We start from the raw sequence: 17,096 nt of genomic DNA, 5'->3' as shown, positions 1-17,096 counted from the left end.
GAGCGGCCGCTTGGGAGGCAACAATGACGATAAGAATTTTGGCGGCGCTGCTAGCGGGTACGGCCGCAATGGCGATTCAGGCACCGCAGGCGCACGCCCAGACCCAGCCGGCGAAAACGGATTACGACATCGCGCCGCGGCGCCTCGGCGAAGCGCTGCGTCTCTATTCGCAGGTTTCGGGCCGCGAAGTGGTCGCCTCCTCGGCGCTGCTCGACGACAAGCGTAGCGGCCGCGTGCGGGGCCGCCTCGCGCCCGATGTCGCGCTGGCCCGGCTGCTCGCGGGCACCGGTCTCGTCGCCGAGGTCGTCGAGGGTGCCTTCGTGATCCGCGCGGGAAACGGCGATGCGGCTGGCGACGCTTCGACTGACGTCCCCGTGCCCGAGGACATTATAGTGACCGGATCGCGCATCCGCGGCGCCGGCCCGGTCGGCTCGCCCGTCGCCACGATCGACCGCGACACGCTCGACCGCAGCGGACGCGCGACGCTCGCCGACTTTATCCAGACGATCCCGCAGAACTTCTCGGGCGGACCCGCCGAGGCCAATGTCGGCACCTCGGCGCGCGGCAATGCGGCGAGCAATATCGGTTATGGCACGGGCATCAACCTCCGCGGCCTCGGGCCAGGCTCGACGCTCACCCTCCTCGACGGGACGCGCCCCGCGCTCGGCGGCAGCTCGGGCGCCTTCGCCGATATTTCAATGATACCGTCGATCGCGGTCGAGCGCCTTGAAATCCTCACCGATGGCGCTTCGGCGATCTATGGGTCCGATGCGGTCGCGGGGGTGGTGAATCTGCGCTTCCGCGGTCGCTTCGACGGGGCCGAGACGCGGCTGCGCGCCGGAACCGCCGATGGCGACTATGGCGAAGTCCAGGTCGGGCACATCGTCGGCACCGGCTGGGCAACGGGCCATCTCGTTGTTGCCGGCGAATATTACCGGCGCGGCAGCCTCGGCTCGGAAGAGCGCGCCTCCGCGTCCGAAGACCTTCGGCGCTTCGGCGGTCCCGACCTGCGGTCGAACTTCGCCAACCCGGGAACAATCGTCGCCGCAGGCGGCCAGCGTTTCCTCATCCCGCGCGGGCAGGACGGGACCGCGCTGACAGCCGCTGAACTCATCCCGAGTGCCGGCTTCGCCCGCGGCGACGCCCGCCGGAAGGTCGATATCCTCCCGCGCCAGAAGAGCTTCACCGTCTACGCGGCGGGAGAACAGCAGATCGGCGATCATCTCAGCCTCTTCGCGCGAGGGCTTTATGCGGAACGCGACTTCGAGGCCCGGCGCCGGATTATAGGCGTCTCGCAGCAGGTCGTGACCCCCGCCAATCCCTATTATGTCGATCCCATCGGCACCGGCCAGAAAATCACCGTCTACTACGACCCGATCGCCGACTTCGGGCCCGAAGGAGTGCGCGGCACGGTCACGGCGCTCAACACCGCATTCGGAGCGCGTGCCGATATCGACAGCTGGAATATCGAGCTGTCGGGCGGCTACGGGATGCAGCGCGATGGCTATGACGGGGTCAATATCGTCCACCTCGTCAGACTCGCCCGCGCCGTCGCGGCGACCGATCCAGCGCGGGCGATCAACCTGTTCGGTGACGGGGCGGTCAACGACCCGGCGCTGATCGACAGCTTGCGCGGCGGATTTTCGCAGCGCTCGCGTTACAAGAGCTGGACCGCTGCGCTGCGCGCCGACGGGACGATGCTGGCGCTTCCTGCCGGCGACGCAAAGCTCGCCCTCGGCGCCGAATACCGGCGCGACAATCTCGACTTCACGCAGGTCTTCGACATCGTCGCCGACGCCCCGCAGACGAGCGGTCTCGCCGGCTTGCCCGACAAACGTATCGTCAAAGCCCTTTATGCCGAGCTCGCAATCCCCGTCTTCGACGCAGGGGAGAATTTTCCCGGAACGCTCAATGTTTCGGCGGCGGGACGCTATGAAGATTATTCGGACGTCGGCGATACGGCCAATCCGAAGTTTGGCGCGCGCTGGGAGCCCCTGCCCGGCCTGGCGCTCCGCGCCTCCTACGGTCGGTCGTTCCGCGCGCCCTTCTTCGACGAACTCGTCGGAACGGCTAACGCGCTCTACCAGACGTTCCGGATCACCGATCCGGCCTCACAAACCGGCCAGACCGCGGTGCTGCTCCTGCTCGGCTATCGGCCCGACCTCGGCCCCGAAAAGGCGACGAGCTGGACCGCAGGGGTCGATTTCGAGCCACGCTTCCTTCCCGGCGCGAAGCTCAGCCTCACCTGGTTCGATATCAGCTACAGGGATCGCATCGCGTCGGCGAACAGCTTTCTCCAGCAGTTCTTCACGCGGCGCGATGTCTATGGCGCTTTGATCGACGATACGCCCGATCCGGCTGAGGTCGCGGCCTATTTCGCCGACCCGAGCTTCTCGAATGCGATCGGGATCGGTCAGGATGAGGTGATGGCGATCGTCGATGCGCGGACGCGCAACCTGTCGCGCTCGACGGTGCGCGGCCTCGATTTCGACCTGGGATACAGCAGGCCGCTCGCCGACGGCAGCGTCAACCTGTCGCTGGGCGGATCGCGGCTGTTCACGATCGACCACCGGATAACCAACACGGCGCCGCCCAACAATGTCGTCGGCACGCTCGGTGCGCCGGTCAAGCTCCGGCTGCGCGGCCGCGCCGGCTTCGAGGCCGGCGCCTTCGATGGCGGGATCGGGGTCAATCATGTCGCAAGCTATCGCAACCTCACGGTGACGCCGGCCGAACGCGTGAAGAGCTGGACGACGGTCGACCTCCAGCTTGGCATGCGGATCGGCGATCCGGACAAGCGCAAGCTCCGGCTCGCGTTCAGCGTCAACAATCTGTTCGACAAGGATCCGCCCTATGCGCTGTTCCGCTCGACCGGCGTCAACATCGGCTACGATCCCGAACAGGCGAGCGCGATCGGCCGAACCTTCGCGCTGCAGGCTATCGTCGGATGGTGATTGCGGCAGCCTTGCTTGCGTCGGTCGTACAAGTCCCGGTAGCGCCAAACGACGGCGGCGCTCCCTTGACGACGCGCGACCTCGTCGAGGTCGCTGACATCATGGGGCCGACGCTCTCTCCTGACGGCGAGAAGATTCTCTTCCGCGTGTCGCGTCCATCGGTGAGCGCCAACGACACCAAGCTCGATTGGTATGTCGCCGATATCGACGGCGCCCCCCCGGTGCATGCGGGAAGCGCGGGGACGGTACGCCACGATGGCGCGGGTTCGGTCGCCGAACAAAAGGCAGTGTGGGATGCGGACTCGAAAGGCTTTCGTTCCCTCGCGCTCGTCGATGGCGTCTCCGCGATCTGGCACTGGCGCGAGCACCAAGGCCAGCGGCGCGAGATCGTCGATGCTGCAGACATTCTCGATTTCGATGTCTCCGCCGATGGTCGATCGCTGCGCTACACGACCGGGGCGACCCGCGCCGAAGTCGCCGCGGCGGAACAACGGGCCTATGACGAAGGCGTACTGGTCGACGACAGTGTCGACCTCGGGCAGGCCATCGCCGGCGGCAAGATCGAGGGCGGTCACCGCGTCGTGCAAAGGTGGAACCGCAACTGGTTCGATCGCGCGGGCCTGTTGTGGGACGCGCCGAAAAAGGAGACGGCGGTTGAGCTCGGCAGCGAGAATATCGCGCCTTCCCTGCCCGCTACGCGGTCCCAGCAGGATCGCCGGATTGTCCTGAAGACAGGCGGCGTTGCGGAGATAGAGGGCTCGGCGGGCGAAGTCCGACTGACGGTCGTCCGCGCCAACGGTGAGCGCATCCCTTGCAGCGCCGCGCCCTGCCGGTCGGGAAAGCTCGCCGCAATTACCGAGCGGCCCGGCAGCGGCATGTTGATCCTGTTCGAGCGCGATGCCGGCGCGCGCGAGAATATCTGGCTCTGGCGTATCGGGGACCGCAAGGCGCGCTATCTCACTGCGACCGATGGCGCCGAGCGGACACCGATCTGGCAACCGCGCTGCGGCGCCGCGCCGAAGGCGCTCATCTGCGCCGAGAGCAGCGCGACCGAGCCGCCACGCCTTGTCCGCATCGCCTATGTGGATGGAGCCCGCTCGGTCATCGCCGACCCCAATGCGGACCTGCGCCGCCGGATCGGCGCCGTTGCCACGCCGCTGCGTTGGGAAAATGGCCATGACGGTATTCTGCTCACCCCGTCGAGTAGCGCTGGTCCACTCCCATTGGTCGTTCAATATTATCGCTGCGCAGGGTTTCTCAAGGGCGGCGTCGGCGACGAGATTCCGATGCTCCCACTTGTCGAACATGGCATCGCAGTGCTCTGCATCAACGGCCAGTCGCCACCACCCGGCCAGCCGATGGAGCGAAGCTATGAGACCGCGCTCGCTGCGATCGGCGACGCAATCGACGACCTGGCCGCACGAAAACGTATCGATCCCCGAAGCGTCGGCATCGGCGGGCTTAGCTTTGGCTCGACCGTTGCCGTCTGGGCCATCCGCAAGTCGAAGCGCTTTGCGGCCGCCACCATCTCGTCGGGACAGGCGACGCCGCACTATTACTGGTCGAATGCGCTTCCCGATCGCGGCTTCGCCAGGACATTTCGCGAATTTTGGCAGGCGGGCGATCCCGACAGCGACCCCGAACGCTGGCGGACAATCTCGCCCGCATCGGATGTCGTAGCGATCGATACGCCTCTGTTGATGCAGTTGCCCGAGTCCGAAGTGCGCAACCTCGTCGAGTTTCACACAAAACTGAAGCTGGCCGGGAAGCCTGCCGAACTGTTCGCCTTCGCGGACGAAATCCACATCAAATATCAGCCGGTGCACAAGCGTGCGGTCTACGAGCGCAATCTCGACTGGTATCGCTTCTGGCTCAAGGGCGAGGAAGATCCGGCCCCCGCGAAATCTGGCCAGTACGTCCGTTGGCGCGCGCTCCGCGCGGGGGCTCCGCAGGAGTCCTTCCAAGCCACCGCGCCCTAGGTGCGTGCCGGGCGCCGCTCCCCGGCGCGCCCGGCAAGGCCTTTGCCCACTGCGGCCATCGCGCCCGGATGGCTGCCAACCCCTTCATCGCGATGGCGCCTCGGACCCTACCACCGAGCGCGCCCAGGCTTCGATATCCGCGAACTGGAGGATACGGAGCGTGGCGAGCGTATCGGCCTCCTTTCGCCCCGTCAGCATGTCGGCGATCGTATCGAGATCGAGCAGGCCGGCGCCCGCGAGCCAGCCATCGAGGAGATAGGCGGCAAGCCGCTCCCGATTGCGTTCGAACGCCGGCAGGAACATCGACAGGATACGTCCCTTGCTGCGGCGCGCGAGGATGACGTCAGGCAGGTCGCCGCGAAAGGCTTCGCGGGCGAGAGCGCGATTGACCCCGCCCTCGCCCCACTGCCAGCTCGGCACGCCGAGACCATATTCGATCAGCGGTTGCGACAGCAAAGGCGCGATCTTCGGCAGCGCGAGCGACCGGTCATAGCCGTCGAGGAAGGGCTGGATCGACAGCAGGCCGAGACCGTAGCGCCGCTGGCCGGGCGGGATGCGCCCCGCGTCGGTCATCCAAGGGTGCTCGGGCCTTGGCGATGCATGGCGCACCGACAGCAATAGATCGTCGACCGGCCAGAGTCTGATCCCCCGAAAATAGCCGCGCACGCCGTGACGCAGCGCGCTCCAGATATTGTCGTCGGTGATGCGGGCCTGGTCGCGCGCCGCGCTGAGCGCGGCGCGCATACCCCGATATCGCAAGGCATCGAGCGCCGGGGCGATCGACGTTTGATAACCGAACGCTCCATCGCCGGCGGTCCCCGAGAAAATTGCGTCGGCACCATAGGCCCGCGCCGATGCGAGGAAGGCCGCGTCGGTCGGACCGATCAGCCCGAAGCCACCGGGACGGACACGCAACATCGTCGGCGTTGAGATCGGGTCCGCGGGTTCGGCGGGCAGCATGAGTTCGGCGAGCGGGGCGTTCGCGCGCTCGGCCATCGCACGCGCATAGAGACGCTCGTCGCCGTCGGGCTCCGGCGTGACCATCGTGATCGCGCGCCACGGGTCGGAACGGACAGACAGGCAAGCGGCGACGATGCTGCTGTCAATCCCGCCCGAAAGCTCGAGCTGGACGCGGGCGAAGCGCCCGCTCCATGCGCCGACGGTCGCGCGCACGAGCGAGCCAAGATCGTTCGCCTCGGCGCGTATCGGCGGCGACGACGCATAATCCCACGGAAGCCAGCTTGCCGGTCTTCGCTCGCGGTGCCCCAAGCGCGTTACCTCGCCGGGCAGGACCTCGGTCGCCCCGGTTATAGTGCTGCGCGGCGTTCGCAACAGGGGATAGCGAAGATAGGCGTCGATCGCGCCGGGATCGGGCCGATCGAGCCGAAACCCCAGCGCGCGCGCGAGGCCGAGGTCGGTGAAGGCGCAGCATGCGTTCGCCGCCGCGCCGCCGTCGTCCTGGCGGCGGGTCTGGAACAGCGCCGGCCCGGTCAACGGTGAACGAAGGACAAAGACCTGCCCGCTCGCGTCGGCCCATATCAGGATGAAAGTCCCCCAGAGCTTCCTGATCGCCCACGCGCCTTCGGTCCGCACGATGTGCTCGACCGCGCCGGGATCTAGCGCCGGACAAGAGGCGAAGCTGTCGCGATGAAAGGCGTAGCCGACGAGCGCCGCCTCACCCGACACGGCGACGATCGTGCCGGGCTTGCCGACGAGCCGCGCTGTTCCGATAGTCCCAAGTTCCGAATAGCCGCCGGGCAACGCGGGTACGGGGCCTTCGGCCTGAATAAGAGCGATGCAGATCGTCACAGCCGAAAGACCGGCGTATATTCGCCCACGGTATTCAGCGTATCCGAGAGCAAAATGTCGCCACGCTGGACCCAGGCATGCGCCATGAAGGGCGCCAGCCGGGCACCGAAGTACACGTCCGCATCGATCCCGCGGCGCCAAAGGACACGGGCCAGCGCCAGGCTGTCGGGAACACAAAGCTGTCTTGCGGGCAAGAGGACGCGCGCGTCGGCGAAGCCTTGCGCAACGCGGATTGCGTCCGCATCTGCGGCTGTCAGCCGCGGACGCGCCTCGTACCGGCGGGCAAGAGCACGCCAACGGACGAGCGTCCCGTTCAACCCCAGCAGACGGAGATGGAGGCCGGCGCTCGCGCGCAGGAGGCCGACTTCCAGGAAGGTGATATGGCCGTCGGCGGGTGGCGCCTCGACTGCGGAGAGGCGAAGGTCGACGGCGGCGATCGGTGCGATCGGCGACCCCGCTCCCGGCGCGAGCAAGCGCCGCCGGACGAGCGCGTCGAGCGCTGCGCAAGGCGCTGTCTCGCCCGCCGCTGTGCCGGCGGCCGCGAGCGCTGCGGCCTCGCGCGGCGCTATCAGGAAATAGCGATCGGCGCTGAGATCGAGCGCGACAGCGCGATCGCCCAGAAACCCGAAACTCACATGCGGCGGAAGATGATAGGCCATGGCCGATTGAGGGCGCGGCGCTTGCGCGTCGCGCCCCCCGATCCGTCACTCGGCGGAAATGCCGCCGCCCAGGAAGGGCTGGACGCCATCGGGTTCCGGCCGGTTCGGAATCTGGCCGAGCGTTTCGACGCTGGCGACGCCGAGTTCTTCGATGCCGTCCTCGACGATGTCATACTGGTTCATGAGAACCTCCTCTGGTTAGCCGCGGGATTGCGGCATCCAGAAAGCTACGCCGGTCGGAGAGAATAGAATTTTTATAGTTTGAATATCTTTCGAATATCATCGGAGCGGTTCGTCGCGGGGTCTGATCTCGGCGACGACGCGGCCCGCGAACGCCATGCGGCGCCGGTGAAACCGCGTGATTTTGGCGCGAAGCGCACTCCAGCGACCAAAGCGGTAATCATCTTCCATCGCCGCCAGCATGTCGCGAGCCGCGGTATCGACGCTGGCCTCCGCCTTCCGAAAGACGTGACATCGCTCGATCAGGTTGAGAATCGCGAAGCGAATTTCGCGATTGGCGCTCCACATCGCAATCGCCCGGAAAAGCGAGTCGAGCGCTTCGGCATAGTCCTTGCGCAGCTCGAGCCCGACCAGGCCCGCCGGATGGTCGGGATCCGGCACGTTGCCCTGAAGCGCAAGGCCGAGCAGCCAGGATGCCCAGCTGTAAAGGTCATGGAGATCGGCCTCCGCGAGGATGGGAGGACGAAAGCCTTCCTGGTGCCAGCTGTCGATGATTCGCTCGCCAGCAAGACGATGCAGCGCCTCGCGGACCGGCGTCGCACTCGCGCGGAGCGTCTTTGCGAGGTTGACCGGATCGAGGCGCGTGCCCGGCGGATAGCGCCCATCGAGTACGCGCATCTTGAGGTCGAGATAGACGCGCTCCATTGTAGATCCGGCGTTCATGATCGGGTTGCTCCGTCTCCCGCCGCGCGCTGGCCGGAGACAAACTCACCGAGCAAGACGTCTTGATCGGGCCGCAGCGCATCGGTCGCGGCAAGCGGCTCGTCGGGATATCCACCGAATAGCACCGAGGGACATTGTCCTTCGAAATTGCCGAGATTGGGCCGGTGCTGCGCATAACCGGCCAGTGCCGCCAACTCGGGCGGGAAATGCCGCGCCACGTCGGGCGGATAGGCGAGCCACTGATTCTCGTAGGGCTTGAGCCAGCCGAGACAGTAGCTGACGATGATGCCGCGGCGCAGCCCGGCGCTTCGATTGGCGCCTGCGCCGTGCAGCGTCGAACCGAGGAAGACGATCGCGTCGCCCGGCTCGGCGGCGGCCACGATGGGCTGCTCGCGTGGCACCTCGACAAGCGCTTCCACGCCGTGGCTCGCGGGCCAGATGAGCGTTGCGCCATTCTCCTCGGTAAACGGGGTAAGGGGCCACATGACGTTGAGCAGATATTCGACCTCACCAAGCGAACCCTGCCACATATCCTGATCGCGATGCGGAAATTGCGCGAGGGCGCCGGGATGGAGCTCGATGGCCTGCGTGAGGTTGAGCTGGATGCGGTCGCACCACGAACCGAGCGCGGATTCGGCAAGCGCCAATATGCCGGGATGCAGCACGAGGTCCGCGATATGCGGCGAGCGGATCAGGAGACGCCCGAACCGCTTGGTCCGTTCGCCATAGAATCCGCCCGAGCAAAAGGGCGTCGCGTCGAAGCGGAGCGCGAGATCCGCCGCGATCGCCGCGATCCGGGAAGCCGGGACGGCACCGTGAAGCCGGACATAGCCTTCGGATGCCAGCTGCTGCGCGGCCGCGGCAGCATGGCCGCAGTTCGGGAAGGGATGAATCGACATCTCGCCCTCCTCATGCGGCTTTGGCGGGCACGCCGGTGCCGGGCGCCCCGATGCCCGCCTCGGCAAGCCTGGCGAGCGTGTCCGCCTCGATCGAGATCGCCAGCGCGACCAGCGCGCGGCCATCATGGATAGCCCTTTCGCCGAGCAAGCGGCATCGCCATCCGAAGTCCTGAACCTGCCGGAACCAGGAAAGCTCGGCGACGCCCGTGTAGGTCGTGATGCCATGGGCCAGCGCGTGGTCGACGAGTCCCACGAGCAGCGTATCGCGCGCAACGCGGCGTTGCCGCGCGCCCACGCCCGGCGAAAGGCAGAAGCGCGTGATCTCGAATATCGCCGCGCCGTTCGGAACCGGGCCGGAGACGAGATGCGGAAAGAGGCCGTCGAGAAGGGCCGGTCTCGTTGTGGGCAGGAGGCGCGCCGAGGCGAGATGTTCGCCCCGTGCATCGCTGACGATAAGATAGGTCGCAAAAGGATCGTCGAAATGGTCGACTTCGAACCGGTCCGCCAGCACCGGCAGATCCCATTTGAGCAAATCGACAAAAACGCGCTTGCGCGCTTCGAACATCGAACGGAGCGCGACATGTTCGCGCGCCCGGTTGTCCTGGTTGATCGTGAGGAACATCGGCGTGTCTCCCTGATGAAAAGAGACAGACCAATTGAACCGGAAAAATCGATTCCGCCATACCAAGAAAGGGGGGTGTTTCAGCCGCCGGCGACGTCGCTGAAGCAGATCGTCCCGTCGAACAATGCCCGGATTGCAAGGCTGACGCGGCTCCGGGCCGAATATCGCGCCCGCGCATTGCGCAGATGCTCGCTCACCGTATCAGTGCGCAGGTCCATGATCTGCGCGATCACGGAATCGGACTTGCCGCGCGCCACCCAGAGGAGGCATTCGATCTGTCGGTCCGTGAGGCGCGGCTGATCATTGGCCGGGACGAGGCCCGAGAGCTGACGCGCCGCCTCGAAGACAAAAGCGCCGATCGTCTGCGCGAACATCAACGCCTCCGGCGTGGCATATGTGCCCTTTTGCCAGGCGAAGGATACCGATCCGTGCGCGTCGCCCGGGACATGCGTGGGGATGGTGAGACCATCGTGGATGTCGTGCCGACGCGCCCGCGCCAATATCGCTTCGTCGCCGCGCCGCGGCCGCGAGAAGGTCTGCATGTCGTGCCAGAGGAACCCCGCGGCGCGGCGACGACTTGCGCGATGGACGGGATCACGGATGCCAAGGCGCTGTTCGTCGAACCAGCGCGCCCAATCCTGCGGATAATTGTGGATGCGCAGCCCCTTATCGGGGGCGGCCAGGAAGTCGACGTGATGGCTGAGCGCGAACCACGAGCATCCGAGCCGCGAGCAGGCCTCGTCGAGAATATCGATCAATGCGTCTTCGCTCGCGACCTTCAAGACTTCGGCCGCGAGTCGCTGCGCGGCATCGAGCGTAGGCATTTCGACCCTTGGCAATGCCGGCGGCGTTCTCGAACCAGCCTCTCCGGCATTGCTCCCTGTCCGGTGCCGATCCCCTCGCCTTCTCAAACGGCAGGGTCACCGCGGTGGCGCATCGATGCTGGTCGAAAACGATGCGGAGCAGATACAAGCTATAATGTGACAGAAATATTTCAAACTTATTCGGTAGTTAGTCTCAATTTGAGAGTTGTTGTTGCCGACCGAAGCGCATCCGGAACCGGCCTTTGCCGGAAACGCTACCCTGCGTGGCGATGGCGCAATTGCCCGGCGCGAAGAGCGCGGCCCGATGTCCGCGCGATGGAAGTCCGGAAGAGCCTCGCCGGCTGGACCGAAGGAAAGTTGATTTAACAAGGACTTCAATGTCAAACTGCTCTGGACCAGGAAACAGCCTCGCTGAAAGGGACGTGACAAAGCTTCTACGATGGACGGGTCGCAACCTTCCCCCAATGACGATCGACTGCGTTGGAACCGATTGACCGACAAGCAGCGGGCTTGTCTCGACCTGGTGCTGGAACGCAAGACGTCGAAGCAAATTGCACGCGAGCTCGGCATTTCGAAATATACGGTCGATCAGCGGATCACAAATGCCCGGGCCGCGCTCGGCGCGGCCGATCGGGACGAGGTGGCGCTGCGCTACGCGCGGCTGCGAAAGATATACCATCGGATCGCATACGATCCGGTAGAGGTTGTCGATCGGCCGACCCTCGTTGCATCCGACTTTCCAGACGGTGGCTATTCCGGCTTCGACGGGCTCGATGACAGCAGTTCGCTCCGGGATCGCCTTTCGGGAACGCACCCGCCGTCCGGGAAGATCTGGAGGCATGACCACCTGCCGGGCACAAGGCTGACGATCATCGCGACATTACTCGTCGCCCTGATCGTCTTCCTCCTCGGCAGCCTGGGCATCGCAGAGTCGCTGTCGCGCCTCATCTCCGGCTGAGCCTTCTCAATCCTGCCGAGTAACAGCCGGAGCATGCGCTTCCGGCAGAGGAGACGTCATGTCCGAGAATATCGATTTCACCGTTGCGAGGCTTCAGCAGCAAGTCCCTGCCGCGGAAACACGTATCGACGATGCGCTGATTGCCGTCGCGTCCCTGATGACGAGCGTCGTCGCCGCGCGCCGGGACACACCCGGCGTCGACGCCGTCCAGGGGCATGCGACGATCCAGCGCCTGGCAAAGGTCCAGACCGCACTTGTCGGCGCGAGCGGGGACGTCTTGCGCGTTCACGGCGACCTCGTCGGCATCGCACGCGAGAGCGCTGGCCTCGACCTTCACGAATGTCCGTCGCTTGCCGCTGCCGGACGGCATGCCGTTGCGGCCACGTCCTGAACATTGACCGGGGACCGCTCGCATGGTTTCTGATCGCGATGGTTCGGATCGCAATCTTCGTAACGATCTTGCTGGTGGTCCTCGTCTATGCCCTCAGGAGAGGCGGCGGTCCCGAGCGGGCCATGGCGTTGATATTGATTGCAATGGCGCTCGCAGACCAGATCCTGCATCTGTTTGTCCCGCCGCGCTTCTCCTCGATCGACGCGGGCCATCTGGCAATCGATATCGCTGCGGCAATCGCGACGCTGGTGCTGGCACTGACGGCCCATCGCTTCTGGCCGATGCCGGCGGCCGTTCTTCAGATCTTTCCTCTCATGGCCCATGTCGGCAAGGCGATGGAGATTTCGGTTCACCCGGTGGCGTACCAGACGATGCAGGTCGCTGCATCCTGGCTTCTGCCTCCCCTTCTCGCCCTCGCAACCTGGCGGCATCTCAGGCGGCTGCGCGCGAACGGGAACGATCGATCCTGGCGAGGCTGGTCGCGGCGATCGCGCCCGACGACTGCGACACGATAGCGAACAGACTTCTCGAAGAGTTCACAAGCCTGGGCCGGATCTGGTCGCAATCTCCCGAAAGGCTGACCCACTTTCTAGCGGGCTATCCAGGCTTGGCCTCGTTCCTCACCAATGTTCGCGACGCGATGCTCGAAGGAATGCGCTCCGATCTCAGAACGGTCCGGATTGATCCGCGCAACCCGCACCTCTGCCGGTATCTCATCGCGTCGATGGGCAGCCTGCCCGAGGAACGGCTGCGCGTCCTTTTTCTCGATCCAGCGCGCAGCCTGATCGCCGACGAGGAAGTTCAGCGCGGTTCGCTCGCGCAACTGGCGATCTATCCGCGGACCATCTTCAGGCGCGCGCTCGAACACAACGCCGCGTCGATCATTCTCGTCCACAACCACCCGAGCGGCGACCCGGCACCGAGCGCGGAAGACCTGAGCGCGACACGGCGTCTGGAAGAGGTCGGCCGAGCGCTCGACGTCGAAATTCTAGAACACATCATCGTGACGGGAACGCGAACCTATAATCTGATCGAGGGGTCGGCCCAGGTGCGACCGCGCGGAAAATTCCTGCCCTTCTTCCTGCGGAGCCATCCGGATCCCGCCGACGAGACGGATGCGCTCGCGCAGCGAAACGCCGAAACCGCCATGCGGCGGAGAATATTGCGCAGGCAGCTCCTCGGGAACCCCGAGCTGTTCGGCGAACCGGCCTGGGACATGCTCGTCGACCTGTTCATCCATCAGTCGCGAGGGCAGCCGCTGTCCATGTCCGCGCTCTGCATCACCGCGGCGATCCCGACGAGCAGCGCGATGAAGCTCATCCAGCGTCTGTGCGACGCCGGCATCCTCGAGCGGTCGCTGGACGCCCATGACGGCCGGCGCAGCCTCGTGAACCTCACACCAACCATCGCCCATCGCCTGCGCGCCTATTTTGCCGAAGGAGCCGAATAACGCGCGCATCGTGCGGTCCTTGCCCGATACGGGCATCCGCGCCCGTGGGTATCGCCCGGCTTCCCTTCCCGCGCCGCCCCCCTTGACGCCCCGATCAACTCCGCTCCCCGGCAGCCGCTGACGTCGGCTCTTTGTCGTCGCCTTGCCGCCGCATGAAAATATTGCGAAAATATTCCGGGTATATGCGATGATACGCGGGCCAGCGGCCGACTGGCGCTCGCCCCAGTCCTATGCCGAGTTACTGATTTCGGATCGGCGGGCCTTTGCGTGGGAATGGCTTCGCCGCAACAGCCGCTATCGAAGGCAATGGGAGGCCCGCGCCTTCGCTCCGAGCGGCTTCCTGGCCGATATCGGGCTGCTGGGCTGGATCGATCCAGCCCTTGCGACGCCTGCCGCGCGGCCAATCTGGAGCATCGAACGGGACCCGCGCGTGCTGCGCGGGAGGCCGGCCGCGAATGACAGCCCCGCCGATGACCTGTTCGATGTGCGCGAAGTCGCTGCCTTCGTGTCGGTCGAAATAGACGCGTCCGGCAACGAGCACTGGTTGCTCAGCGACGGCCATTGGGCCGTCCGCCTCGACTTGCACGACGGCACGCTCCTCGGCGGCCCGGTTCTTGTCGAGCACCGCATAACGGGTCTGCAGTCAGCCAGGCCGAAGCTAGAATCCCTGAAGCAATTCGTCGTTCTTGCCGAGAAAGGCCATCTTCCCGGGTCGATGATGCCCAAGGAACGCAGGGCGGCGCAGTGGATCATGGAGCTACGCGTTGGCGACGCCTTGCTGGCGGGCGCAAACCAGCAGGCCATCGCGCGCCAGCTCTGGGGCGACGCGATCGCGCCATCGCGCTGGCGCGTGGCAAGCGCGTCCTACCGCCTGCGGGTTCAGCGGCTCGTCAAGACCGCACAGCGATATCTGGCGGAACCGCTCGCGGGACCATGGTTCGACTAAGGCGGCTGGAAGGCCTGCTCGTCAACGCGCCCGACGTCCGGTCGCGGCTTGGGTCATCACGGTGCTGTCCGGCGACGTGATCAGGGGGCTTTGAATGTGCCCGGACTCTGCCGTGCCGGCTCGCCGCTCGCCCATGGCCAGGTATCGCCGACGTCGGCGGCACAGCGCGCCAGCGGCTTTACGCTTTCGCCGAAACCCGATCGCGCCAGCTGAAGCGCGGCCGATACCCGAGAACCGCTTTAGCCCGGTCCGACGAAAGGAGCGAGGCATGACCCTCGATCGCGCGGGTCGCCTCGATGCCGGGAAAATGATCGTCGAGAAGACGAGACGTTTCGACCGCCATCAGGCTGTCGTCGGCAGCGATCACCAGACGCTGATGCCCTTCGAAAGCCGCCTCGACCGCAAGACGGCAGGCCTCGCCTGCGTCTTCGGCATCCACATAGGCCCAGAGGTTCATCTTTCGCCAGGCGGGTTTCGCCTGAATGGCAGGAAGCTGTTCATAATCCTCGAGGGAATAGACGTTCGAGAAACGGAGCGACGCTATCGAAAGCCCCGGCGCCCAACGGCAGAAATTCCCGGCCATCGTTTCGCCAAGTTGCTTCGACAAGGCATAGGACCAGTTGGGGCGGTCGGGATGGCTTTCGTCGAGCGGGACCGACGCCGGAGGTTCGTCGAACGGCAGTCCGAAGATGGTTTCGCTCGATGCCCACACGATCCGCGAAATCCCAAGCCGGGCACAGGCGGAAAAAACATTGTAGGTGGAGATCGTATTGACCTCGAAGCTTCGCTGGTCGGTTGCGAGCCCCGGCATCGGTATGCCGGCGAGATGCACGACGGCGTCGGGAACTCCGCCCGTGATGTCGATCCCGGAGAACGCGCCCATCACCTGACCGAAGTCGGTACAGTCGGCGCGAAGCGACTGCGCGGCAGCGACCGGTCCCTGGACATCGAGACCCACGACACGGTGCCCTGCCTTGCGCAAGGCGGCAACGGCAGCCCGTCCGAGTTTTCCGGCGCTGCCCGTGACTATTACATACATGGCTGATGTCCTGCTAAATGCCGTTGACCGGTGGCGGCACGTCGACCTCAAGCCCGCCCTTGTCCGCTTTGGACAGCCAATCGCTCACAGCGACGCCCCGGCGGCACTACAAGCATATCAGGCAGGACTTGTCTGCCAGACCTGCCACCCATCGCTATCGATCGTGATATCGCCCGCACTGCCGACCGGCTCGGCAATACCGTCGGTCAGAAATGCCATCGCCGCAGCATCCTTCCCCGATATCATCGCCAGCGTGCGATCGCCATTGGGCGTGCGCGCGACGATCACACCCTGCTTCGGCGCACCGTCACGCTCGTAGAGCACGGAATAGGTTTCAATCGTGGCCGGCCCTTCATAGTCCTCGACGGTCCGGGGCACGGCTCCCCGCAGGGCGTCCGCCTCGTCCTGGAAGTCAAATTCGCCGGGATGGGCAGCGCCAGGGACCGGTTCGCGACCGAGGATGATGCTGTGGTTGTGCGTCGCAAAGCCACCGTTCGCGAAGAGCAGGCCGAAGCGTCCTTCGGCGCGGAGCGCTTCGACCATGCCGACAACCGCGTGGCTCATATAATTGCCGATCGGCCCGCCCCCGAAAGTAAGGCCGCCGAAAACCGTTGCCGGCCTGTCGACAGGCCAGTCGATGACGCGGCGCGCCATCTTCGGCACGCAGGGAAAGCAGCTGTAGAGTTCGACGAAATCGAGATCTGCGCTCGTCAGCCGGTTGACCGCCAGTGCGCGCCGAAGCGATACGATCATGCCGGGACTGCGGTCATAGCGATCGCGGCCCAGCGGATCGTCGGCTTCGTGGGCCGCGGCGCCCTGCCCCACATAGACGAGTTTCTCCTCGGCAACGCCGCGCCGCCGGGCTTCGCCGAGACTGGTTACCAGGAATCCCGCCCCCTGGTTGACCGACGAGTTGGCAACCATCAGCTTGGTATAGGGGTGCGCGATCGGACGATTTTCGGCGGTCGGCGTCCGCACCGTTTCGGGCGAGACCGGCTTGCGAAGCCATGCGCCCGGGTTGGCGGCGGCGACTTCGGAAAAGCGCGACCAGATCTCCGCGCTTTCGGCCTGCGCTTCGTCCAGCGATTGTCCATAAGCCGCACGCCCGGCATTTTCGTAAAGCGGGTAGACATCGACCGGCGCGGTGAGCCCGTATCGCTGCCGATAGCTCGGTGTCCGACGCGTCGAGGCGGCGCGCGAGGCATTCTGCGCCGAGACGTCGGTCCCGCGCGCGGCTGCGGCGCGCTGCGCGGCGGTGCGCAGGGCTTCGCCGCCCGCGATCGCCGCGATCCTGATCTCCCCGGCACCGATGCGATTGGCCGCTTCGTTCAGAAGCAGGATCGGACTGTCGCCGCTGGCGATCCGGGTCTTTTCGCAAATCCGCGGACGCGCCCCGAGACTGTCGGCGAGAGGCGCGGACAGATCGCCGAGTTCCCGGAACGAAATCTGGTCGACGATCGCAAGCGAATCGAGGTCGGCAAGCCATCCCCCGCCGGCATCGGCATCGGCCAGACGAAGCGCTGCAGCCATCAGTCCGAGGGGGTCGAGGCCTTCCCCGGGGTCGGCCGGCCGGTCGTTGATCTGGCCGACGCCGACAATGACGGGGATGCGTTCGGGATCGATCATGTGCTTAACCTTTCGGGAATTTTGCGGGCTTGCCAGC

At 65.6% G+C, this 17,096-nt stretch carries 16 protein-coding genes; 7 read left to right on the top strand and 9 right to left on the bottom strand.

Annotated features, from left to right (window positions below; all coding sequences use genetic code 11):
* The first annotated feature begins 23 nt into the window (after positions 1-23).
* Positions 24-2,954, top strand: coding sequence for a TonB-dependent receptor (locus FHR21_RS17615; protein WP_184100711.1), 2,931 nt, complete (start codon positions 24-26; stop codon positions 2,952-2,954).
* Positions 2,955-3,019: 65 nt separating this feature from the next.
* Positions 3,020-4,933, top strand: coding sequence for an Atxe2 family lasso peptide isopeptidase (locus FHR21_RS17610; protein WP_184100709.1), 1,914 nt, complete (start codon positions 3,020-3,022; stop codon positions 4,931-4,933).
* An 84-nt stretch (positions 4,934-5,017) separates the two neighbouring features.
* Here FHR21_RS17610 and FHR21_RS17605 read toward each other — a convergent pair whose 3' ends face one another.
* The 7 genes from FHR21_RS17605 to FHR21_RS17575 form a co-directional block, all read right to left on the bottom strand.
* Positions 5,018-6,742 carry an asparagine synthase-related protein gene (locus FHR21_RS17605; RefSeq protein ID WP_184100707.1) on the bottom strand — a complete coding sequence of 575 codons (1,725 nt, stop codon included), beginning with the start codon at positions 6,740-6,742 and terminating at the stop codon, positions 5,018-5,020.
* On the bottom strand, positions 6,739-7,401 hold the full coding sequence (locus FHR21_RS17600) for a lasso peptide biosynthesis B2 protein (protein WP_184100705.1): 663 nt from the start codon (positions 7,399-7,401) through the stop codon (positions 6,739-6,741). Before FHR21_RS17600 ends, FHR21_RS17605 begins: the two co-directional genes overlap by 4 nt.
* 45 nt (positions 7,402-7,446) lie before the next feature.
* Positions 7,447-7,584: a hypothetical protein gene (locus FHR21_RS17595; protein WP_184100703.1), complete on the bottom strand. Its 138-nt coding sequence runs from the start codon at positions 7,582-7,584 to the stop codon at positions 7,447-7,449.
* 96 nt (positions 7,585-7,680) lie between these two features.
* Positions 7,681-8,304 carry a GntR family transcriptional regulator gene (locus FHR21_RS17590; RefSeq protein WP_184100701.1) on the bottom strand — a complete coding sequence of 208 codons (624 nt, stop codon included), beginning with the start codon at positions 8,302-8,304 and terminating at the stop codon, positions 7,681-7,683.
* A complete protein-coding gene (locus tag FHR21_RS17585) occupies positions 8,301-9,203 on the bottom strand; it encodes a phytanoyl-CoA dioxygenase family protein (RefSeq protein ID WP_184100699.1) in 903 nt (300 codons plus the stop codon). The genes FHR21_RS17590 and FHR21_RS17585 overlap by 4 nt, the downstream gene beginning before the upstream one ends.
* A 10-nt stretch (positions 9,204-9,213) precedes the next feature.
* Positions 9,214-9,825 (bottom strand): acyl-homoserine-lactone synthase, encoded by a 612-nt coding sequence (locus FHR21_RS17580; protein WP_184100697.1) that lies wholly within the window; start codon positions 9,823-9,825, stop codon positions 9,214-9,216.
* Positions 9,826-9,905: 80 nt separating this feature from the next.
* Positions 9,906-10,649: a helix-turn-helix transcriptional regulator gene (locus FHR21_RS17575; protein WP_184100695.1), complete on the bottom strand. Its 744-nt coding sequence runs from the start codon at positions 10,647-10,649 to the stop codon at positions 9,906-9,908.
* 490 nt (positions 10,650-11,139) lie between these two features.
* Between FHR21_RS17575 and FHR21_RS17570 the strand changes: the two genes are divergently transcribed.
* The 5 genes from FHR21_RS17570 to FHR21_RS17550 all read left to right on the top strand — a co-directional run bounded on the left by FHR21_RS17570 (position 11,140) and on the right by FHR21_RS17550 (position 14,394).
* Complete coding sequence (locus FHR21_RS17570; protein ID WP_246427306.1) at positions 11,140-11,607, top strand: helix-turn-helix domain-containing protein; 468 nt, start codon at positions 11,140-11,142, stop codon at positions 11,605-11,607.
* A 58-nt stretch (positions 11,608-11,665) separates the two neighbouring features.
* Complete coding sequence (locus FHR21_RS17565; protein ID WP_184100691.1) at positions 11,666-11,998, top strand: hypothetical protein; 333 nt, start codon at positions 11,666-11,668, stop codon at positions 11,996-11,998.
* 38 nt (positions 11,999-12,036) lie between these two features.
* Positions 12,037-12,513 carry a hypothetical protein gene (locus tag FHR21_RS17560; RefSeq protein ID WP_184100689.1) on the top strand — a complete coding sequence of 159 codons (477 nt, stop codon included), beginning with the start codon at positions 12,037-12,039 and terminating at the stop codon, positions 12,511-12,513.
* A gap of 125 nt (positions 12,514-12,638) precedes the next feature.
* Complete coding sequence (locus tag FHR21_RS17555) at positions 12,639-13,448, top strand: JAB domain-containing protein (protein ID WP_184100687.1); 810 nt, start codon at positions 12,639-12,641, stop codon at positions 13,446-13,448.
* Between the two features lie 187 nt (positions 13,449-13,635).
* The gene (locus tag FHR21_RS17550; protein WP_184100686.1) at positions 13,636-14,394 is read left to right on the top strand and encodes a transcriptional regulator domain-containing protein; all 759 of its coding nucleotides are present in this window, start codon (positions 13,636-13,638) and stop codon (positions 14,392-14,394) included.
* A gap of 178 nt (positions 14,395-14,572) precedes the next feature.
* On the opposite strand, the gene FHR21_RS17545 is transcribed toward FHR21_RS17550, so the two are convergent.
* On the bottom strand, positions 14,573-15,433 hold the full coding sequence (locus tag FHR21_RS17545) for an NAD-dependent epimerase/dehydratase family protein (RefSeq protein ID WP_184100685.1): 861 nt from the start codon (positions 15,431-15,433) through the stop codon (positions 14,573-14,575).
* 117 nt (positions 15,434-15,550) lie between these two features.
* A complete protein-coding gene (locus FHR21_RS17540; protein WP_184100684.1) occupies positions 15,551-17,059 on the bottom strand; it encodes an acetyl-CoA acetyltransferase in 1,509 nt (502 codons plus the stop codon).
* Between the last annotated feature and the right edge of the window lie 37 nt (positions 17,060-17,096).

This window comes from Sphingopyxis panaciterrulae, from assembly GCF_014199295.1.
GTDB classification, from domain to species: domain Bacteria; phylum Pseudomonadota; class Alphaproteobacteria; order Sphingomonadales; family Sphingomonadaceae; genus Sphingopyxis; species Sphingopyxis panaciterrulae.
The sequence above is the reverse complement of the archived record's forward strand: the minus strand, read 5'-3'. Positions and strand labels throughout refer to the sequence as shown.